The 20,321-nt window shown below is 39.0% G+C and carries 17 protein-coding genes; all 17 read left to right on the forward strand.

Annotated elements, in window-relative coordinates; genetic code table 11:
• The first annotated feature begins 188 nt into the window (after positions 1–188).
• The 17 genes from gyrA (at position 189) to QM923_RS02255 (ending at position 20,313) form a co-directional block, all read left to right on the forward strand.
• Positions 189–2,657 carry a DNA gyrase subunit A gene (gene gyrA, locus QM923_RS02175; RefSeq protein WP_414290698.1) on the forward strand — a complete coding sequence of 823 codons (2,469 nt, stop codon included), beginning with the start codon at positions 189–191 and terminating at the stop codon, positions 2,655–2,657.
• Positions 2,657–3,403, forward strand: a complete 747-nt coding sequence (locus QM923_RS02180; RefSeq protein WP_414290699.1) for a class A sortase — start codon at positions 2,657–2,659, stop codon at positions 3,401–3,403. Before gyrA ends, QM923_RS02180 begins: the two co-directional genes overlap by 1 nt.
• 155 nt (positions 3,404–3,558) lie before the next feature.
• Positions 3,559–4,635 (forward strand): aspartate-semialdehyde dehydrogenase, encoded by a 1,077-nt coding sequence (locus QM923_RS02185; RefSeq protein ID WP_414290700.1) that lies wholly within the window; start codon positions 3,559–3,561, stop codon positions 4,633–4,635.
• 341 nt (positions 4,636–4,976) lie between these two features.
• Complete coding sequence (dapA, locus tag QM923_RS02190; RefSeq protein WP_414290701.1) at positions 4,977–5,912, forward strand: 4-hydroxy-tetrahydrodipicolinate synthase; 936 nt, start codon at positions 4,977–4,979, stop codon at positions 5,910–5,912.
• Between the two features lie 106 nt (positions 5,913–6,018).
• Positions 6,019–6,876, forward strand: a complete 858-nt coding sequence (gene dprA / locus QM923_RS02195; protein ID WP_414290768.1) for a DNA-processing protein DprA — start codon at positions 6,019–6,021, stop codon at positions 6,874–6,876.
• Positions 6,877–6,994: 118 nt separating this feature from the next.
• Positions 6,995–9,082, forward strand: coding sequence for a type I DNA topoisomerase (gene topA / locus QM923_RS02200; RefSeq protein ID WP_225750257.1), 2,088 nt, complete (start codon positions 6,995–6,997; stop codon positions 9,080–9,082).
• A gap of 108 nt (positions 9,083–9,190) precedes the next feature.
• On the forward strand, positions 9,191–9,550 hold the full coding sequence (locus QM923_RS02205; RefSeq protein WP_225750258.1) for a YbaN family protein: 360 nt from the start codon (positions 9,191–9,193) through the stop codon (positions 9,548–9,550).
• A gap of 92 nt (positions 9,551–9,642) precedes the next feature.
• On the forward strand, positions 9,643–10,275 hold the full coding sequence (locus QM923_RS02210) for a copper homeostasis protein CutC (protein WP_414290702.1): 633 nt from the start codon (positions 9,643–9,645) through the stop codon (positions 10,273–10,275).
• Positions 10,276–10,318: 43 nt separating this feature from the next.
• Entirely contained in the window at positions 10,319–10,975 is a 657-nt protein-coding gene (locus tag QM923_RS02215) for an MmcQ/YjbR family DNA-binding protein (RefSeq protein WP_414290703.1), read from the forward strand.
• 314 nt (positions 10,976–11,289) lie between these two features.
• Positions 11,290–12,852 carry a 2-isopropylmalate synthase gene (locus QM923_RS02220; RefSeq protein ID WP_414290704.1) on the forward strand — a complete coding sequence of 521 codons (1,563 nt, stop codon included), beginning with the start codon at positions 11,290–11,292 and terminating at the stop codon, positions 12,850–12,852.
• 11 nt (positions 12,853–12,863) lie between these two features.
• Positions 12,864–13,901, forward strand: a complete 1,038-nt coding sequence (leuB, locus tag QM923_RS02225; RefSeq protein WP_414290705.1) for a 3-isopropylmalate dehydrogenase — start codon at positions 12,864–12,866, stop codon at positions 13,899–13,901.
• Entirely contained in the window at positions 13,898–14,167 is a 270-nt protein-coding gene (locus tag QM923_RS02230; protein WP_414290706.1) for a DUF1294 domain-containing protein, read from the forward strand. Before leuB ends, QM923_RS02230 begins: the two co-directional genes overlap by 4 nt.
• Positions 14,168–14,170: 3 nt before the next feature.
• A complete protein-coding gene (leuC, locus tag QM923_RS02235) occupies positions 14,171–15,553 on the forward strand; it encodes a 3-isopropylmalate dehydratase large subunit (RefSeq protein WP_414290707.1) in 1,383 nt (460 codons plus the stop codon).
• Between the two features lie 9 nt (positions 15,554–15,562).
• Complete coding sequence (leuD, locus tag QM923_RS02240; RefSeq protein ID WP_414290708.1) at positions 15,563–16,156, forward strand: 3-isopropylmalate dehydratase small subunit; 594 nt, start codon at positions 15,563–15,565, stop codon at positions 16,154–16,156.
• 27 nt (positions 16,157–16,183) lie between these two features.
• A complete protein-coding gene (locus QM923_RS02245) occupies positions 16,184–16,963 on the forward strand; it encodes an L-threonylcarbamoyladenylate synthase (protein ID WP_414290709.1) in 780 nt (259 codons plus the stop codon).
• A gap of 151 nt (positions 16,964–17,114) precedes the next feature.
• Positions 17,115–19,022 carry an McrB family protein gene (locus QM923_RS02250; protein ID WP_414290769.1) on the forward strand — a complete coding sequence of 636 codons (1,908 nt, stop codon included), beginning with the start codon at positions 17,115–17,117 and terminating at the stop codon, positions 19,020–19,022.
• Positions 19,009–20,313, forward strand: coding sequence for an McrC family protein (locus tag QM923_RS02255; protein WP_414290770.1), 1,305 nt, complete (start codon positions 19,009–19,011; stop codon positions 20,311–20,313). Before QM923_RS02250 ends, QM923_RS02255 begins: the two co-directional genes overlap by 14 nt.
• Positions 20,314–20,321: the final 8 nt, after the last annotated feature.

Genomic DNA, 20,321 nt, shown 5'->3' on the forward strand with positions numbered 1-20,321 from the left:
ACATCTCCTTTGTTTTATTCAGGGGGGATTCCCCATTTGATTTCATTCTATCACTTTTGCTAAGCTTTGTCACGGATATACCTTCGGGATAAACATGTAAACGTTTTACACGTGTTGTTAGACTGTAAAATAGTCTAAACTATGGTATAATATATTTAGTTACTAATAGTGAAACGAGGCATTTTTTAATGCAAGATAAAAATCTAGTGAATGTCAATCTGACAAAGGAGATGAAGACTAGCTTTATCGACTACGCCATGAGTGTAATCGTATCGCGTGCTCTTCCTGATGTTCGTGATGGCTTGAAACCTGTTCATCGTCGTATTTTGTATGGAATGAACGAATTAGGAGTTACGCCTGATAAACCTCATAAGAAATCTGCCCGTATTACAGGGGACGTAATGGGTAAATACCACCCACACGGGGACTCATCTATCTATGAAGCTATGGTTCGTATGGCTCAATGGTGGAGCTACCGCTACATGCTTGTAGATGGGCACGGTAACTTTGGTTCTATGGACGGTGATGGTGCTGCCGCGCAACGTTATACCGAAGCACGTATGAGCAAGATTGCTCTTGAAATGCTTCGCGATATCAATAAAAATACTGTTGATTTTGTTGATAACTATGATGCCAACGAGCGCGAACCGGTTGTTTTACCAGCTCGTTTCCCAAATCTTTTGGTTAATGGTGCCACAGGTATTGCCGTTGGTATGGCGACTAATATTCCACCTCATAATTTGGGTGAAACCATTGATGCTGTTAAACTCGTCATGGATAATCCTGAAGTTACAACCAAAGATTTGATGGAAGTTTTGCCTGGCCCAGACTTCCCAACTGGTGCCCTTGTTATGGGTAGATCAGGTATTCATAAGGCGTATGAGACTGGTAAGGGATCTATTGTTCTTCGTTCTCGTACGGAAATTGAAGAAACTAAAACAGGTCGCGAGCGTATTGTTGTTACTGAATTCCCATATATGGTCAACAAAACCAAAGTACATGAACATATTGTGCGTCTGGTTCAAGAGAAACGTATTGATGGAATTACAGCTGTTCGTGATGAATCTAACCGTGAAGGTGTTCGCTTTGTTATTGAAGTTAGACGCGACGCATCAGCTAATGTTATTTTGAACAACTTATTCAAGATGACTCAGATGCAAACTAGCTTTGGTTTTAATATGCTTGCTATCCAAAATGGTGTTCCAAAGATTTTATCGCTTCGCCAAATCTTAGATGCATACATTGAGCACCAAAAAGAAGTTGTGACTCGTCGCACTCAATTTGATAAAGAAAAAGCTGAGGCACGCGCGCACATTTTAGAAGGTCTCTTGATTGCTTTGGATCACATTGACGAAGTCATTCGTATCATCCGTGCAAGTGAAACTGACCAAGAAGCGCAAGCAGAATTGATGAGCAAGTTCAAGCTATCTGAACGTCAAAGCCAAGCAATCCTAGACATGCGTCTTCGTCGTTTGACTGGCTTGGAGCGTGATAAGATTCAATCTGAATATGATGACCTCATTGCTTTGATTGCCGACCTAGCAGATATTCTTGCAAAACCAGAACGTGTGGCTCAAATCATCAAGGAAGAATTGGATGAAGTCAAACGCAAGTATGAAGATAAACGCCGTACTGAGTTAATGGTTGGTGAAGTATTGACGCTTGAAGATGAAGACTTGATTGAAGAGTCTGATGTTCTTATCACTCTATCAAATAAAGGTTATATTAAACGTTTGGACCAAGACGAGTTTACTGCCCAAAAACGTGGTGGACGTGGTGTACAGGGTACAGGAGTCAAGGATGATGACTTTGTCCGTGAGTTGGTTTCTACCAGCACCCATGATCACTTGCTCTTCTTTACCAACAAAGGTCGTGTCTATCGTTTGAAAGGTTATGAAATCCCAGAATATGGTCGTACAGCCAAAGGCTTACCTGTTGTTAACCTCTTGAAGCTAGATGAGGGAGAAAGTATTCAAACCATCATTAACGTTGAATCGGAACGTAGTGATGATGCATACATCTTCTTTACAACTCGAGCTGGTATTGTTAAGAGAACTAGTGTCAAAGAATTTGCCAACATTCGTCAAAATGGACTCAAAGCTTTGAATCTGAAAGATGATGACGAATTGATTAATGTTCTTCTTACTCAAGACGATACGGACATCATCATCGGTACTAAATTAGGTTATGCAGTTCGTTTCAACCAGTCATCCGTTCGTAGTATGAGTCGTAGCGCTACAGGTGTTAAAGGGGTAAAACTTCGTGAAGGTGATGCTGTAGTTGGAGCTAGAGTTGTCACAGACCAAGATGAGGTTCTTATTATCACCGAAAAAGGATACGGTAAGCGTACAGTTGCCACTGAATATCCAACTAAGGGCCGTGCTGGTAAAGGTATGAAAACAGCTAATATTACTGATAAAAACGGACATCTTGCAGGCCTTCTGACAGTTAAAGGTGATGAAGACTTGATGGTTATCACAGATACGGGTGTCATGATTCGAACTAATGTTGCCAATATCTCACAAACTGGACGTTCAACTATGGGAGTAAAAGTGATGCGTCTAGATGAGAATGCTAAGATTGTAACCTTTACTACAGTTGCGGCAGCTGAGAAAGAAGAAGTTGGGGCAGAAAACGAAACAGAAAGTGAAGAATAATGTCTCAAAAAAGAACTAAGAGTAAAAAAAATAAACGTAAGAATCTGCTGATTAATATTTTAGCTGGCTTTCTAATTCTTTTGTCTCTAGCCTTGATTTTTAATTCAAAGATTCGTAATATCTTTATGGTTTGGAATACAAACAAGTATCAAGTTAGCCAAGTATCAAAAGAAAAGCTTGAAGAGAACAATGGTGCTGAAGGAAATTTTGATTTTAATTCTGTTAAGTCCATCTCATCCGAAGCAGTATTATCAGCTCAATGGGATGCACAACAGCTGCCTGTTATAGGTGGAATTGCAGTACCTGAAGTAGAAATCAACTTACCAATCTTTAAAGGTTTGGATAATGTGAACTTGTTCTATGGAGCAGGAACCATGAAACCAAATCAAAAAATGGGTGAAGGAAATTATTCTCTAGCTAGTCACCATATCTTTACAGCTGAGAATGCTAGCCAAATGCTATTTTCTCCTTTGGTTAATGCCAAAGAAGGTATGAAGATTTATCTGACTGATAAGGATAAAGTTTATACCTACGAAATTCGGGAAGTGAAACACGTAACACCAGATCGAGTTGATGAAATTGATGATCGCGAAGGTATCAATGAAATTACCTTGGTCACTTGTGTGGACTATGATGCGACTGAACGAATTATTGTAAAGGGAGATTTAAAAGAAATCAAACCTTATTCAGAAACTCCGTCAGATGTCTTAGCTGCATTTAATAAACCGTATAAACAAAGATATTAATTTGTATATTTTTAGAAAAAGGTTCGCTAATGATAGCGAGCTTTTTTCTTGTCAATTTCAGAAAATAGATAAGGTAAAGACTTTTCAATTTTTCTAAAAAGTAGTATAATGTTTCTATTATAGAAATTTTTAGAAAATTCCAAAAGAGGTTTGTTATGGGATATACAGTTGCTGTTGTCGGTGCTACAGGTGCCGTTGGTGCTCAAATGATCAAAATGTTGGAAGAATCAACTCTTCCAATCGATAAGATTCGCTACCTTGCGTCTGCACGTTCTGCAGGAAAGGTCTCTCAATTCAAGGGCCAAGATGTGACTATTGAAGAAACAACAGAAGAAGCTTTTGAAGGAGTTGATATTGCTCTCTTCTCTGCTGGTGGTTCAACTTCTGCAAAATACGCACCTTATGCTGTTAAAGCAGGGGCAGTAGTAGTAGATAACACTTCTTATTTCCGTCAAAATCCAGATGTGCCATTGGTTGTTCCTGAAGTAAACGCCCATGCTCTTGATGCTCATAACGGGATTATCGCATGTCCTAACTGTTCAACTATTCAAATGATGGTAGCTCTTGAACCAGTTCGTCAAAAATGGGGCTTAGACCGTATCATCGTTTCAACTTATCAAGCTGTTTCAGGTGCAGGTATGGGAGCCATTCTTGAGACACAACGCGAATTGCGTGAAGTATTGAATGATGGTGTAAATCCACGTGATTTGCATGCGGAAATCTTACCTTCAGGTGGAGATAAGAAACACTATCCAATCGCCTTTAATGCTCTTCCACAAATCGACGTCTTCACAGATAATGACTACACATACGAAGAAATGAAGATGACAAAGGAAACTAAGAAAATCATGGAAGACGATAGCATTGCCGTTTCAGCAACTTGTGTGCGTATTCCTGTCTTGTCAGCTCACTCTGAGTCTATTTACATTGAAACAAAAGAAGTGGCTCCAATCGATGAAGTCAAAGCTGCGATTGCTGCCTTTCCAGGTGCAGTTCTTGAAGACGATGTGGCTCACCAAATCTATCCACAAGCTATCAATGCGGTTGGTTCTCGCGATACCTTTGTCGGACGTATCCGTAAAGACTTGGATGCTGAAAAAGGTATTCATATGTGGGTGGTTTCAGACAACCTTCTCAAGGGTGCTGCTTGGAACTCAGTTCAAATTGCAGAAACCCTTCATGAACGTGGTTTGGTTCGTCCAACTACAGAATTAAAATTTGAATTGAAATAGGGAGCAAAACAGAAATCAGTAACTCGACGAGTTTGATTTCTTCCTCGCTTTTATAATTTAAGGCTCAGACTATAAAAGTCCACCGGACTTTTATACTCCCCCCGCACAGTTGATTAGCTTTTCTTTAGGGATTTGATAGTCTATTAAAACTTAAGGAAGTACTTACTTCGTAAGTCTTATCTGCTACCTCAAAGCATTGCTTTGAGCAATCAACCACTGCGTTATGAAACAGAAATCACTAACTCGAAGAGTTTGATTTCTTCCTCTTATTTTATGTACAGAACAGGAGGCAAAGGCAAGTATGCCCCAGCCTCTTTCTTATATAGAGAAAGGTTTTTTCTATGGCTTATCAAGATTTAAAAGATTGTAAAATTATCACTGCTTTTATTACTCCTTTTCATGAAGATGGGTCAATAAATTTCGACGCTATTCCAAAGTTGATTGAACATTTATTGGCACATCATACAGACGGAATTCTCTTGGCGGGGACGACTGCTGAGAGTCCGACTCTTACTCACGATGAGGAGTTGCAGTTGTTTGCAGCAGTTCAGAAAGTTGTTAATGGCCGTGTCCCTTTAATTGCTGGTGTTGGTACTAATGATACACGCGACTCTATTGAGTTCGTCAAAGAAGTGGCAGAATTTGGAGGCTTTGCGGCTGGTCTCGCAATTGTTCCTTACTACAATAAACCTTCTCAAGAAGGAATGTATCAACACTTTAAAGCTATTGCAGATGCCTCTGATTTACCCATCATTATCTATAATATTCCAGGTCGTGTAGTAGTTGAGTTGACACCAGAAACCATGCTTCGCTTAGCGGAACATCCAAATATCATTGGTGTCAAGGAATGTACCAGTCTTGCAAATATGGCTTATTTGATTGAGCACAAACCAGAAGAATTCTTAATCTACACTGGTGAAGATGGAGATGCTTTTCATGCGATGAACCTTGGTGCTGACGGGGTTATCTCTGTTGCTTCTCATACCAATGGTGATGAAATGTATGAAATGTTCACTGCGATTGAAGAGAGTGATATGAAGAAAGCGGCAGCTATTCAACGTAAGTTTATTCCCAAGGTTAATGCTCTCTTCTCATACCCAAGTCCTGCACCTGTCAAGGCAGTCCTCAACTATATGGGATTTGAAGCTGGTCCAACCCGCCTTCCATTGGTTCCTACGCCTGAAGAGGATGCTAAACGCATTATCAAGGTTGTTATTGATGGAGACTATGAAGCGACCAAGGCGACTGTCACCGGAGTTCTTCGACCTGATTACTAACATAAGAATGATAAATAGAAACTTCCTACTAGAAAAATTGTTGGGAGTTTTTTTCTTTTTCTACGAATATATAAATAGAAATAGGAAAAAGGAGTCGATCATGAAAATTAAGATTGATAATTTTGAGATTTATAAGTTAAAGCAAGCAGGTTTAAGTAATCAGCAGGTTCTGAAAGTACTTCAATACGGAGAAATTTATGATCAGGAATTGAGTTTAGAGACAATCGCTGAAGTATCGGAGTGTCGTAATCCAGTAGTTTTTATGGAGCGGTATCATAAACTGACTTTTGAAAGTATGGAACGCATGAAGAAAGATTTTGAAAAGTTCCCATCATTTTCAATTTTGGATGATGTTTATCCAATTTCACTCAGTGAAATTTATGATGCACCTGTATTGCTTTTTTATAAAGGAGATTTAAATCTCTTGAAATTACCCAAGGTTGCTGTTGTTGGTAGTCGCTCTTGTAGTCAAATAGGAACCAAATCAGTCCGGAAAGTCATCGAAGAACTGGAAAATGAATTAGTAGTAGTGAGTGGACTTGCTAGGGGAATTGATACAGCAGCCCATATGTCTGTTCTTCAAACTGGGGGCAAAACGATTGCCATTATTGGGACTGGTTTAGACGTCTATTATCCCCGGTCCAATAAACGTCTTCAAGAATATATTGGAGACAATCATTTAATACTAAGTGAGTACGGGCCAGGGGAAGAACCCTTAAAATTTCATTTTCCTGCCAGAAATCGCATTATTGCAGGATTGTGTCGAGGAGTTATCGTTGCAGAAGCCAAAATGAGATCTGGTAGCTTAATCACTTGTGAGCGTGCCATGGAGGAAGGTAGAGATGTCTTTGCGATTCCAGGTTCCATTTTAGATGGACGCTCAGACGGCTGTCATCATTTAATCCAAGAAGGAGCAAAACTAGCAACATGTGGGCAGGATATACTAGCAGAATTTGAATTTTAATGAATGAAATGATTTCATTTAGCAAACTTTTCTTCTATATATAAGAGTTAAGTCTTGACAGGTTTTTAAAAATGGTTTACACTTTATAAAGTTTATTACTTTGAAAAGGTGTGATACTGTGGTAACGGCAACCAAAAAGAAAAAATCAACAAGTAAAAAAAATCTTGTAATCGTGGAGTCGCCTGCTAAGGCGAAAACGATTGAGAAATATCTAGGACGTAATTATAAGGTTTTAGCCAGCGTAGGACATATTCGTGATTTGAAAAAATCAAGTATGTCAGTTGACGTGGAAAATAATTACGAACCGCAATATATCAATATTCGTGGGAAAGGTCCTCTCATCAATGATTTGAAAAAAGAAGCTAAGAAAGCCGATAAAGTCTTTCTTGCAAGTGACCCGGACCGGGAAGGGGAGGCTATTTCATGGCATTTAGCGCATATTTTAGATCTAGACGAGAATGATACCAACCGTGTTGTTTTCAACGAGATTACCAAAGATGCAGTAAAAAATGCCTTTAAAGAACCTCGTAAAATCAATATGGATTTGGTCGATGCCCAACAAGCCCGTCGTGTTTTGGACCGTTTAGTGGGATATTCAATTTCACCAATTCTTTGGAAAAAGGTTAAAAAAGGCTTATCAGCAGGACGTGTTCAGTCTGTTGCTCTTAAGTTAATCATTGATCGTGAAAATGAAATCAATGCCTTCCAACCAGAAGAATATTGGACGATTGATGGAGTCTTTAAAAAAGGTACCAAGCAATTCCAAGCTTCTTTTTATGGAATGAATGGCAAGAAGATGAAGTTGACTACCAATGATGAAGTCAAAAAAGTTTTATCTCATTTGAACAGCAAGGATTTTACAGTTGATCAAGTAGACAAAAAGGAAAGAAAGCGCAATGCTCCTCTTCCATATACAACGTCTTCTATGCAGATGGATGCTGCTAACAAGATTAACTTCCGTACTCGAAAGACGATGATGGTTGCTCAGCAACTTTATGAAGGAATCAATATTGGTACAGGTGTCCAAGGTTTGATCACCTATATGCGTACGGATTCTACTCGTATCAGTCCAGTTGCTCAGAATGAAGCCGCTAGCTACATCAATGAACGTTTTGGTAGTAAGTATTCTAAACATGGTAGCAAGGTGAAAAATGCCTCTGGCGCTCAAGACGCCCACGAAGCTATTCGTCCTTCAAGTGTCTTTAATACACCTGAGAAAATTGCTAAGTACTTGGATAAAGACCAGCTCAAACTCTATACCCTTATCTGGAACCGCTTTGTAGCGAGTCAAATGACTGGTGCAATTTTTGATACCATGGCTGTTAAACTTTCGCAAAATGGTGTTCAATTCGCGGCGAATGGTAGTCAGGTTAAGTTTGATGGTTATTTAGCCATTTACAACGATTCTGATAAAAATAAGATGCTACCTGATATGGAAGTAGGAGATGTGGTCAAACAGGTTAATAGCAAACCTGAACAACATTTCACACAACCACCGGCACGATATTCTGAGGCTACTTTGATTAAGACCTTGGAAGAAAACGGAGTTGGACGTCCATCTACCTATGCTCCAACCATTGAAACAATCCAAAAACGTTACTATGTAAGACTAGCATCTAAACGCTTTGAACCAACTGATCTAGGTCAAGTCGTTAACAAGCTGATTGTTGAATACTTCCCAGACATTGTTAACGTGAAATTTACCGCTGAAATGGAAGGTAAACTGGATGATGTCGAGGTCGGAAAAGAAGAGTGGCAACGGGTTATTGATGAATTTTACAAACCATTCTCTAAAGAGGTCGCAAAAGCTGAAGCAGAGATGGAAAAAATTCAAATCAAGGATGAACCAGCTGGATTTGACTGTGAAGTTTGTGGCAGTCCTATGGTAATTAAGATTGGACGCTTCGGTAAGTTTTACGCATGTAGCAATTTCCCAGATTGTCGACATACGCAAGCCATTGTTAAAGAAGTCGGTGTTACATGTCCAAATTGTCATCAAGGGCAAATCATCGAACGCAAAACCAAACGTAATCGTATTTTCTATGGTTGCAATCGTTATCCAGAATGTGAGTTTACCTCTTGGGATAAACCTGTTGGACGTGATTGTCCTAAATGTGGTCACTTCCTCATGGAGAAAAAAATCCGTGGTGGAGGGAAACAGATCGTATGTAGCAATGGTGACTACGAAGAAGAAAAGATTAAATAAAAATAATTAGGGCTGAAATGATAATTTCAGCTCTTTTTAATTTAAACTTGACAGAACTCATCATTTTATGGGAAACTAGAAGAAGATTATTCTTACTTAGGAGTAGATATGCGCATCATTTATCTCAGTATCGGATTCATTTCACTAGCTTTGGCAATCGTTGGAGTTGTCTTGCCGCTATTACCGACAACACCCTTTCTCTTGTTGTCAATAGCTTGTTTTTCAAAATCCTCTAAACGTTTTGAAGATTGGCTCTATCATACCAAGCTCTACCAAACCTATGTTGCGGACTTTAGAGAAACTAAGTCTATTGCGCGTGAACGAAAGAAGAAGATTATTGTTTCGATTTATATCTTGATGGGAATCTCCATTTATTTTGCTCCGCTCTTACCAGTAAAAATTGCTTTAGGCTGCTTAACAGTATTTATAACCTATTATCTCTTTAAGGTGATACCAGATAAAGAATAGCTAAAAAAGTCATGATTTTCCTTGATAAAAAGTAGGGGTTGCTTAAAACAATATGATATAATAATATCAAATAAATAGTCAAGGAGTATCAAATGATTTACGAATTTTGTGCTGAAAATGTAACCTTACTTGAAAAGGCTATGCAAGCTGGAGCTCGCCGTATTGAGCTCTGTGATAATTTAGCGGTTGGTGGAACGACACCAAGCTACGGAGTAACCAAGGCAGCTGTTGAACTTGCATCAAACTACGACACGACTATCATGACTATGATTCGTCCACGTGGTGGTGACTTTGTTTATAATGACCTCGAGATTTCTATTATGCTTGAGGATATTCGTCTAACTGCTCAAGCAGGAAGCCAAGGGGTTGTCTTTGGTGCCTTAACAGCAGATAAGAAGTTGGATAAGGCTAACCTTGAAAAGTTGATTGCTGCATCTAGAGGTATGGAGATTGTCTTCCATATGGCTTTCGATGATTTGAGCGATGAAGATCAGTTGGAAGCCATTGATTGGCTCAGCCAGGCTGGTGTAACACGCATCCTCACTCGAGCTGGTGTATCTGGCGACTCGTTAGAGAAACGTTTTGCTCACTATCGTAGAATTCTAGAACACGCTGCAGGAAAAATTGAAATTTTACCTGGTGGGGGGATTGACATGGACAACCGTCAAACCTTTATTGATCAATTAGGTGTGACACAATTACATGGAACAAAGGTTGTCTTTTAAAAAATAGAAAGGAACTGCTAGCTTTTGGTAGCAGTTTTCGCTTATGTTTGAAATTTTTAAAGCCTATCAATTTAATAGTAAAAAGGCTAAAGAGTATGGATTTATAGAAAATCAAGGTGTATGGACCTATAGTTTGACTATCTTGAAGGGTGATTTTCTTATGAAGATTATAGTTGAGGATAGTGATTTAACTTTTCAGGTTTTTGATCAGGAAACTGGCGAACTCTATCCTCAAGTCCACATGGAAAGCATGAGAGGAACTTTTGTCGGAAGCGTTCGAGAGGCATGTCTAGAGGAACTTTTTGATATTAGAAAGGCCTGTTTTGAGGTACAGAAATTTCTCTGTCCACAGACCAAGAGAATCATGGCGCTTGTTCAAGAAAAGTATGGCAATCAGCTGGAATATCTATGGGAGAAATCACCTGATACGGCGGTTTTGCGCCATGAAGATAATCAGAAGTGGTATGCTATTTTAATGAGAATTCCTTGGGATAGGCTAGATAAGGGGAGAGATGGGCTAGTGGAAGCAGTCAACCTCAAACACGACCAAGTAGCTGACTTGCTTTCACAAAACGGGATTTATCCAGCCTTTCATATGAATAAACGCTATTGGATTAGTCTTCCACTCGATGACACTCTAACTGACGAAAAGGTGCTTGAATTATTTGAGAGAAGTTGGTTTTTGACTTCTAAGAAATAAATAAACATATTTGAGTTTTCAAATACTTTCAATTCGCAAAATATTCTTTATTGAAGAAATTTTCAGAAAATATTGGATTTTTTCTTGACAAGTGATTTTTCCTATGCTAGAATACTAAACAAGACATCAAACAAAGGAGAAAGCCAAACATGAAAACAGCTAAGTTTAATCAATTTGCTTTGTTGTTGAGGTACTCGGACTAGTGCAAAAGCATTAGTCCTGTTTGGCTTACCAAGCGGGAGTAAATCAACATCTCGCTTGGAACTCCGAGCGAGATGTTTTTTCTATATCGAAAATGTGAAGGGAGAATTCTCATGCGTGTAGTTGAGTTTTTAGATACCAGTCTCCGAGATGGTGAGCAGACACCAGGTGTCAATTTTTCTATAAAGGAAAAGGTTGCTATAGCAAAACAACTAGAGAAATGGGGGATTTCAGCAATCGAAGCTGGTTTTCCGGCTGCTAGTCCAGATTCATTTACAGCTGTTCAAGAAATTGCTAAGGCTATGAAAAAAACAGCCGTGACAGGCTTAGCACGTTCTGTTAAATCAGACATTGACGCTTGCTATGAAGCACTTAAAGATGCAAAGTATCCTCAGATTCACGTCTTTATCGCTACCAGTCCGATTCACCGTAAGTATAAGCTCAATAAGAGTAAGGGAGAGATTTTGGAAGCGATCAGTGAACATGTTTCCTATGCACGGAGTAAGTTTGAAGTAGTAGAATTCTCTCCAGAAGATGCGACTAGAACTGAGCTGGACTTTCTCCTACAAGTCGTTCAAACTGCGGTTGATGCGGGTGCGACTTATATCAATATTCCTGATACAGTTGGTTTTACAACTCCAGAGGAATACGGAAGTATCTTTAAATATCTGATTGACAATGTCCGAACAGACCGTCAGATTATCTATTCTCCTCACTGTCATGATGACCTCGGAATGGCAGTAGCGAATAGCCTCGCTGCTGTAAAGAATGGTGCAGGACGTGTCGAAGGAACCATTAACGGTATTGGAGAACGAGCTGGGAATGCTGCTTTAGAAGAAATAGCAGTAGCTCTCAATATTCGCCAAGATTATTACCAAGCAGAGACATGTATTGTCCTAAACGAAACGATTAATACGTCCGAAATGGTCTCTCGCTTCTCAGGAATTCCAGTTCCCAAAAATAAGGCTGTTGTCGGTGGAAATGCCTTCTCTCATGAATCAGGTATTCACCAAGACGGCGTTCTTAAAAACCCACTTACCTATGAAATCATCACACCTGAATTGGTGGGTGTTAAAAGTAATAGTCTTCCGCTTGGAAAATTATCTGGTCGACATGCCTTTGTAGAAAAACTGAGAGAACTGGCCTTAGACTTCACAGAAGAAGATATCAAGCCACTCTTTGATAAATTCAAATCACTTGCAGATAAGAAACAAGAAGTCACAGACGCAGATATTCGTGCTCTGGTAGCTGGAAGCATGGTTGAAAACCCAGAAGGCTTTCACTTTGATGATTTACAACTTCAAACTCATGCGGAAAATGAAATTGAAGCGACTGTTAGATTGGCTAATTTGGATGGTGAGAAAGTCGACTTTAATGCGACTGGACAAGGTTCTGTTGAGGCTATCTTTAACGCTGTTGATAAGTTCTTTAATCAATCTGTTCGCTTAGTATCCTACACCATTGATGCGGTGACGGATGGAATCGATGCTCAGGCTAGAGTCTTAGTTACTGTTGAAAATAGAGAAACAGAAACAATATTTAACGCAGCCGGAATTGATTTCGATGTGTTGAAAGCTTCAGCTATTGCCTACATCAATGCCAATACTTTTGTTCAAAAAGAGAATACCGGAGAGATAGGTCCAAATGTTTCCTATCGCGACATGCCTAGTCTTTAAAGGAGAATACCATGACAAAGAAAATTGTTGCCCTAGCAGGTGATGGGATTGGACCAGAAATCATGGAAGCTGGTTTAGAAGTTCTAGCATATATAGTCAAAAAAACGGACTTTGACTATGAGGTAGATAGACGTCCTTTTGGAGGTGCGGGTATTGATGCTGAGGGCCACCCCTTACCAGACGAAACGCTCAAGGCTGCTAGAGAAGCAGATGCTATTCTCCTAGCTGCAATAGGTAGTCCTCAGTATGATAATGCTACAGTTCGACCCGAACAGGGGCTTCTAACACTCCGCAAGGAACTTAATCTTTATGCCAATATTCGTCCGGTTAAAATTTTTGATAGTCTTAAGCACCTATCGCCTCTCAAACCTGAACGAATTGCTGATGTTGACTTTGTTGTAGTACGTGAGTTGACAGGTGGGATTTACTTTGGTGATCATATCCTTGAAGAGAAAAAAGCGCGTGATATCAATGATTATAGCTATGAGGAAGTAGAACGGATTATTCGTAAGGCTTTTGAAATCGCAAGAAGTCGGAGAAAAATCCTTACCAGTATTGATAAGCAAAATGTGTTAGCAACATCAAAACTTTGGCGAAGAGTGGCTGAGGAAGTCGCAAAAGATTATCCCGATGTAACTTTGGAGCACCAGCTAGTCGACTCAGCTGCCATGCTCATGATTACCAATCCAGCCAAGTTTGATGTTATCGTGACAGAGAATCTTTTCGGAGATATTCTCTCAGACGAATCAAGTGTTCTATCTGGTACACTTGGGGTTATGCCATCAGCCAGTCACTCTGAGAATGGACCGAGTCTCTATGAACCCATTCATGGTTCAGCGCCTGATATAGCAGGCCTAGGAATCGCCAATCCTATTTCTATGATTCTATCAGTTGCTATGATGTTGCGTGATAGTTTTGGACGATATGAGGATGCTAAGCGTATTGAAGATGCTGTTGAAGCAACTTTGGCTGCCGGAATTTTAACGAGAGATATAGGAGGAGAGGCTTCAACCAAGGAAATGACGGAAGCCATCATTGAAAGATTATGAAGATAAATCAAGGAATTACTTTTGCTATTTTGATTTGGAATCTATTGGTATTTATGATTTATGGTATTGATAAATCTAAAGCAAAAAGAGGTGCTTGGCGCATCCCTGAAAAATATTTATTATCATTTGCATTCTTGTGTGGTGGTTTTGGTGCTTGGTTGGCAGGTGTTACCTTTCATCACAAGACTAGAAAATGGTATTTTAAAACGGTTTGGTTCCTAGGAATAGTGACTACACTAGTAGCTTTGTATTTGATATGGAGGTAATGAATGGCAGGAAAATCGATTTTTGATAAATTATGGGACCTCCATGTGATTACAGGAGAAGAAGGACAGCCTCAGCTCATGTATGTAGATCAGCACTATATTCACGAGGTGACCAGTCCTCAAGCTTTTCAAGGATTGCGTGATGCAGGACGTAGATTGAGACGACCGGATTTAACATTTGGTACCTTTGACCACAATGTTCCAACGGTTAATATTTATGATATTCGAGATGTAATATCCAAGGCTCAAATTGATAAGTTGGCAGAAAATGTTGAGGAATTCGGAATTGAACATGCTGCCCACGGTTCAGAAAAACAAGGTATCGTTCACATGGTTGGTCCAGAAACAGGAAGAACACAACCTGGAAAATTTATCGTCTGTGGTGATAGCCATACTGCAACCCACGGAGCTTTTGGAGCGATTGCCTTCGGTATTGGAACCAGTGAGGTTGAACATGTCTTTGCAACCCAAACCATTTGGCAGGTTAAACCCAAGAAAATGTTGGTGGAATTCACAGGAGTTCCTCAAAAAGGGGTTTATGCCAAAGATTTCATTCTAGCCTTGATTGCCAAATACGGTGTTGCTTGTGGCGTTGGCTACGTGGTGGAGTATCGAGGTCAGGCCATTGATGCACTTAGCATGGAAGAGCGTATGACTATCTGCAATATGTCCATCGAATTTGGTTCCAAAATGGGAATCATGAATCCAGATCAGACCACTTTTGCCTATCTAAAAGGACGAGAGTGTGTTCCCAAGGATTTCGCTGCAGCAGTAGCTGATTGGAAAAGGCTTGTTAGCGACGACGATGCCGTTTATGACAAGGTTATCCGAATGGATGTCTCTGAATTGGCTCCTATGGTGACTTGGGGTACTAATCCCGCTATGGGTGTTGACTTTGATTCTAGTTTCCCAGAAATTACGGATATGAATGATGAACGAGCCTATCATTACATGGATTTGCAACCAGGTCAAAAACCAGCAGATATCCAACTAGGTTATGTCTTTATTGGTTCTTGTACCAACGCCAGACTTAGTGATTTGCAACTGGCGGCTCGATTTGTAGAAGGGAAGAAAATCGCTCCAAATTTGACGGCTATCGTGGTACCTGGTTCTCGACCAGTCAAGCGAGCTGCTGAGAAGTTAGGTTTGGACAAGGTATTCCTAGATGCCGGCTTCGAATGGAGAGATCCAGGGTGTTCTATGTGTCTAGGAATGAATCCTGATAAAGTACCAGATGGTGTTCACTGTGCCTCGACCAGCAATCGAAACTTTGAGGATCGACAAGGATTTGGTGCTAAGACTCATCTCTGTAGTCCAGCCATGGCAGCTGCGGCAGCAATCGCAGGACGTTTCGTAGATGTACGGCAAATGCCAGAAGCTCAGTAAGGAGAGGATATGGAGAAATTTACAGTTTATACAGGAACAACCGTTCCTCTGATGAATGACAATATCGATACCGACCAAATTCTTCCCAAACAGTTTCTGAAGTTGATTGACAAGAAAGGTTTTGGCAAATACCTCATGTATGCTTGGCGTTATTCGGATGATAAGTATACTGAGGATCCAGATTTTGTCTTTAATCGGCCAGAGTACCGTAAGGCTACCATCCTTATCACGGGAGATAACTTTGGAGCTGGCTCTTCGAGGGAGCACGCAGCTTGGGCGCTAGCAGACTATGGTTTTAAGGTCGTAATTGCAGGATCTTTTGGAGATATTCATTACAATAATGAGCTCAATAATGGCATGTTGCCAATTGTTCAACCAAGGGAAGTTAGAGAAAAACTCGCCCAATTGAAACCAAACGACCAGGTAACTGTGGACTTGGAACAACAAAAAATCATCTCACCAGTCGGAGAATTCACTTTCGAAATTGATAGCGAATGGAAACACAAGCTCTTAAATGGTTTGGATGATATCGGTATTACCATGCAGTACGAAGATTTGATTGCTGCTTATGAAAAACAACGCCCAGCTTACTGGCAAGAATAGCATAAAAATAGAAAAGGAAATAGAACTATGACAAAACACATTCAATGGGACGGAACACTTTCACAAGAAGGCTATGACATTTTAAAAGGTGAGGGCGGATGTATCGTTTGCCCTACAAAAGTTGGTTACATTATCATGACTAGCGATAAGGCAGGTCTTGAACGCAAATTTGAAGCTAAAGAGCGTAACCGTAACAAACCAGGTGTTGTACTTTGTGGTAGCATGAACGAGCTACGCGCTTTAGCACAACTCAATCCAGAAATTGAAGCCTTCTACCAAAAACATTGGGACGAAGACATTCTCCTTGGTTGTATTCTTCCTTGGAAACCAGAAGCTTTTGAAAAATTGAAAGCATACGGTGATGGTCGTGAAGAACTCATGACTGACGTTCGTGGTACTAGCTGTTTTGTTATCAAGTTTGGTAAAGCTGGTGAACAGTTGGCTGCTAAGCTTTGGGAAGAAGGTAAAATGGTTTATGCATCATCTGCAAACCCTTCTGGAAAAGGAAATCGTGGTAAGGTGGAAGGAATCGGTCAACGTATCGAAGGAGCAGTGGACCTTGTTATCGAAGCTGACGACTATGTTGCTTCAATCCAGCCAGACAAAACGATTGAAACTCGCTACGAGCAAGGTGTGATGGTCTCTATGGTCGATAAAGACGGCAAGCTCATTCCAGAGCAAGGAGGAGCACGCTCAACTTCACCAGCACCAGTTGTGATCCGTAAAGGACTTGACATCGATAAAATCATGATGCATCTGTCAGACACCTTTAACTCATGGGATTACCGTCAAGGTGAGTATTATTAAGATTCAAAATAGCCTAGTGTTAAGAGCAGTTGAAACTCTTAACACTGGGCTTTTTCTTTAGAAATTCTTTTCATTTTTTATAGGATATGATATTCTATATATGAAATATATAGTTTTTTATTCGAACATTATTATAAAAGGGGTAAGATTGATGCTAAAAAGAAAAGTCAGTTTGGAAGATTTTTATGCTTGGTACCAAGAAAATAAAATAAGATTAAGAGAAGATGCATCTAAATATAGTATTTACAATGAACAATTACGTGAAGAATTTCTTAAAGAGTGGCCGCTTGATAGAATTTTAACACTATCTATCGATGAATATGTCATTGGGAAAGGAGCTCAAAGTAATTCTTTTTGCTACGGTCTTGAGAGGGGGAAATACAAATCTTTATTTATGGGAATTGGAGGCGGAGGTTCTTCAAAATTTGGTATTTATTGGAATGAAAAAACAAAGAGTTATAAAGATCAAGCTAATAAAGTTATTCCTCTTTCAGAGTTGAATCATCGATTTACTAAATTAAAAACAGATTTGTACAAAATTATTAAAGAAGGTATTCATTTCAAATTTGATAATGTTATCTTTGATATAAAAAAGTCTACGAATGAATTTATTGGTCGTTCTGCGGTAGTGACAAAATTACTTTGTATTTATTCTGAGAATCATTCTTTTTTAGGGGTAAATATGAATAGTCAAAAGAGATTCTGGAACAAGCTACTTCCTCAAAAAAATCAAGGGGGGCCTTATCTTCAGAATCATGAGATTTGTCAACTCGTATTGCAAAAGTATCCTGAGCTGGAACCATCATTGTTGGGAAGTATCTTATTTGAATATTCAACACAATTTTTAGACGAAAAAGAAAAGAAAGAAGAAAAAATGTCTCTAGAATATAAGGTTTATTATCCATTGAGTCAAACTCTACTACAATCCAAAAACCTCATTCTTCGTGGTGCACCTGGTACAGGAAAAACTTATCTTGCTAAAGAAATTGCCAAAGAATTAACAGATGGTAACGAAGATCAAATCGGCTTTGTTCAGTTTCATCCATCCTATGACTATACGGATTTTGTGGAGGGGTTAAGACCAGTATCAAATGGGGATGGAGCTATTGAGTTTAGGCTACAGGATGGTATTTTTAAAGATTTTTGTCAGAAAGCAAAAGAAGCCCAATTGATTGGAGGACAAGATAATTTTGACCAAGCTTGGGATTCTTACTTAGAATATATAAATGTTGCTGAAGAAAAAGAATATATAACAAAAACATCTTACTTATCTGTTAATAGTAGACAAAATTTGTCAGTAAATTATGATAGTGGTGTTCCAGGATGGTCACTACCTCGCAAATATGTTTATGAGTTGTATAAAGATAAAAATTATAATAAGCAAGAATACTACAAAAGTGGTGGAAAAACTGTCCTAGAAACATTGAAAAAGAGATTTGGTCTGAAAGACTACCTTTCCCCAACAGAAATTGATACTGATAAGAAATTCGTCTTCATCATCGATGAGATCAATCGTGGTGAGATTTCTAAGATTTTTGGGGAACTCTTTTTCTCTATCGATCCTGGCTATCGTGGTGAAAAGGGAAGTGTTTCTACTCAATATGCCAATCTACACGAAAACGATGAAAAGTTTTATATCCCAGAAAATGTTTACATCATTGGAACTATGAATGATATTGACCGCTCAGTGGATACCTTTGATTATGCTATGCGTCGTCGTTTCCGCTTTGTTGAAGTTACGGCTGAAAGTCAACTTGGAATGCTTGATGAGGTGCTTGGTAATGAAGCTCAAGAAGCTAAAATTCGTCTAAGAAACTTGAATGCTGAAATTGAAAAAATTCAGGAACTAAATAGTCATTATCATATCGGACCAAGTTATTTTCTTAAGTTAGAAGATGTAAACTTTGACTATGAGTTGCTCTGGTCTGATTATCTCAAACCACTTTTGGAAGATTACTTGCGTGGTTCTTATGAAGAAGACGAAATACTGAATACTTTGAAAAAAGCATATGATTTGACAAATCAGCAAGATATTGGTGATGACGATGCAGTTAACTGACAATCAACAGGCCTTAAACAAAGAAGAGTTTATCACAGAATATCCTAAAATTAGTCAAGTTCTTTTAGATAGAACTCTAGATAATCTTTCTCAAGAAGATAGTATCTTTATATTTCCAAACGACCTGAAAAATTCTCCTGATTTGGATAAGGACCAAAAGATATTGGAAACAGTCAATCAGAAAATTAAGACAGGGAATGTGATTGGATTTCTGGGGTGTGGTAAGGAGAGATTAACCATTTCTTCTCGTTTTTCGAGTAAAAGTGATGACTATTTTTTGCATTATCTATTGCAGAAAGTTCTAAATATCAATCTCACTAGTTTGGATGTTGGTTTATCGCGCGAGGAAAGACTCTATCAGCTTTTAATCTACCTCTTTCCAAAGTATTTGCAAGCTGCTCTCCGAAAAGGTCATTATAAGGAATACCAGAGATTTTTTCATAACGACAGTCATGTTAAGGGAGTAGTTGATGTAGGAAATCATCTCAAGAAAAATCTTCCTTTCACGGGAAATGTTGCCTATACAACAAGAGAGTTTGCTTTTGACAATCCGATAATGCAACTGATCCGTCACACTATTGAATACATTAAGAATCAGAAAAGCATTGGGCAAGGGGTTCTTGATAATCTCTTAACTAGTCGTGAAAATGTGGCAGAAATCGTGCGAGTAACGCCCTCTTATAAAATAGCTGATCGTGCTAAGGTTATTCGACGAAATCAAGATAAACCCCTTCGTCATGCCTACTTTCGAGAATACAGAAAGTTGCAAGAGCTGTGTCTGATGATATTGAACAGAGAAAAGCACGGTTTTGGATATCAAGAGGAAAAAATTCATGGCATTCTCTTTGATGTTGCTTGGCTTTGGGAAGAATATGTTCATACCTTGTTGCCAAAAGATTTCATACATCCACGCAATAAAGAAAAGAAAGGTGGTATCTCTGTATTTTCTGGTGGGAAACGAAAGGTATTTCCAGATTTTTATCATAAAGAGTTAAAAATTGTTTTAGATGCTAAATATAAAAAACTAGAATTGACTGAAAAGGGAATCAATCGCGATGATCTATTTCAATTGATTTCTTATGCTTATATCTTACAAGCAGAGAAAGCTGGCTTGATTTTCCCCAGCATAGATCAGACAGTAAGTAGTGAAATAGGAAAAGTTGAAGGTTATGGGGTCTTGCTTAAAAAGTGGTCTATCCAAGTCCCTCAGAAGGCGTCATCCTACAGCGAATTCTATGAAATGCTAGGGAAGTCAGAAAAAATTTTTCAAAATAATATAAAACAAAATTAGAGAGTCAA

The sequence above is a fragment of the Streptococcus infantis genome, from assembly GCF_047463275.1.
GTDB lineage: Bacteria > Bacillota > Bacilli > Lactobacillales > Streptococcaceae > Streptococcus > Streptococcus infantis_AF.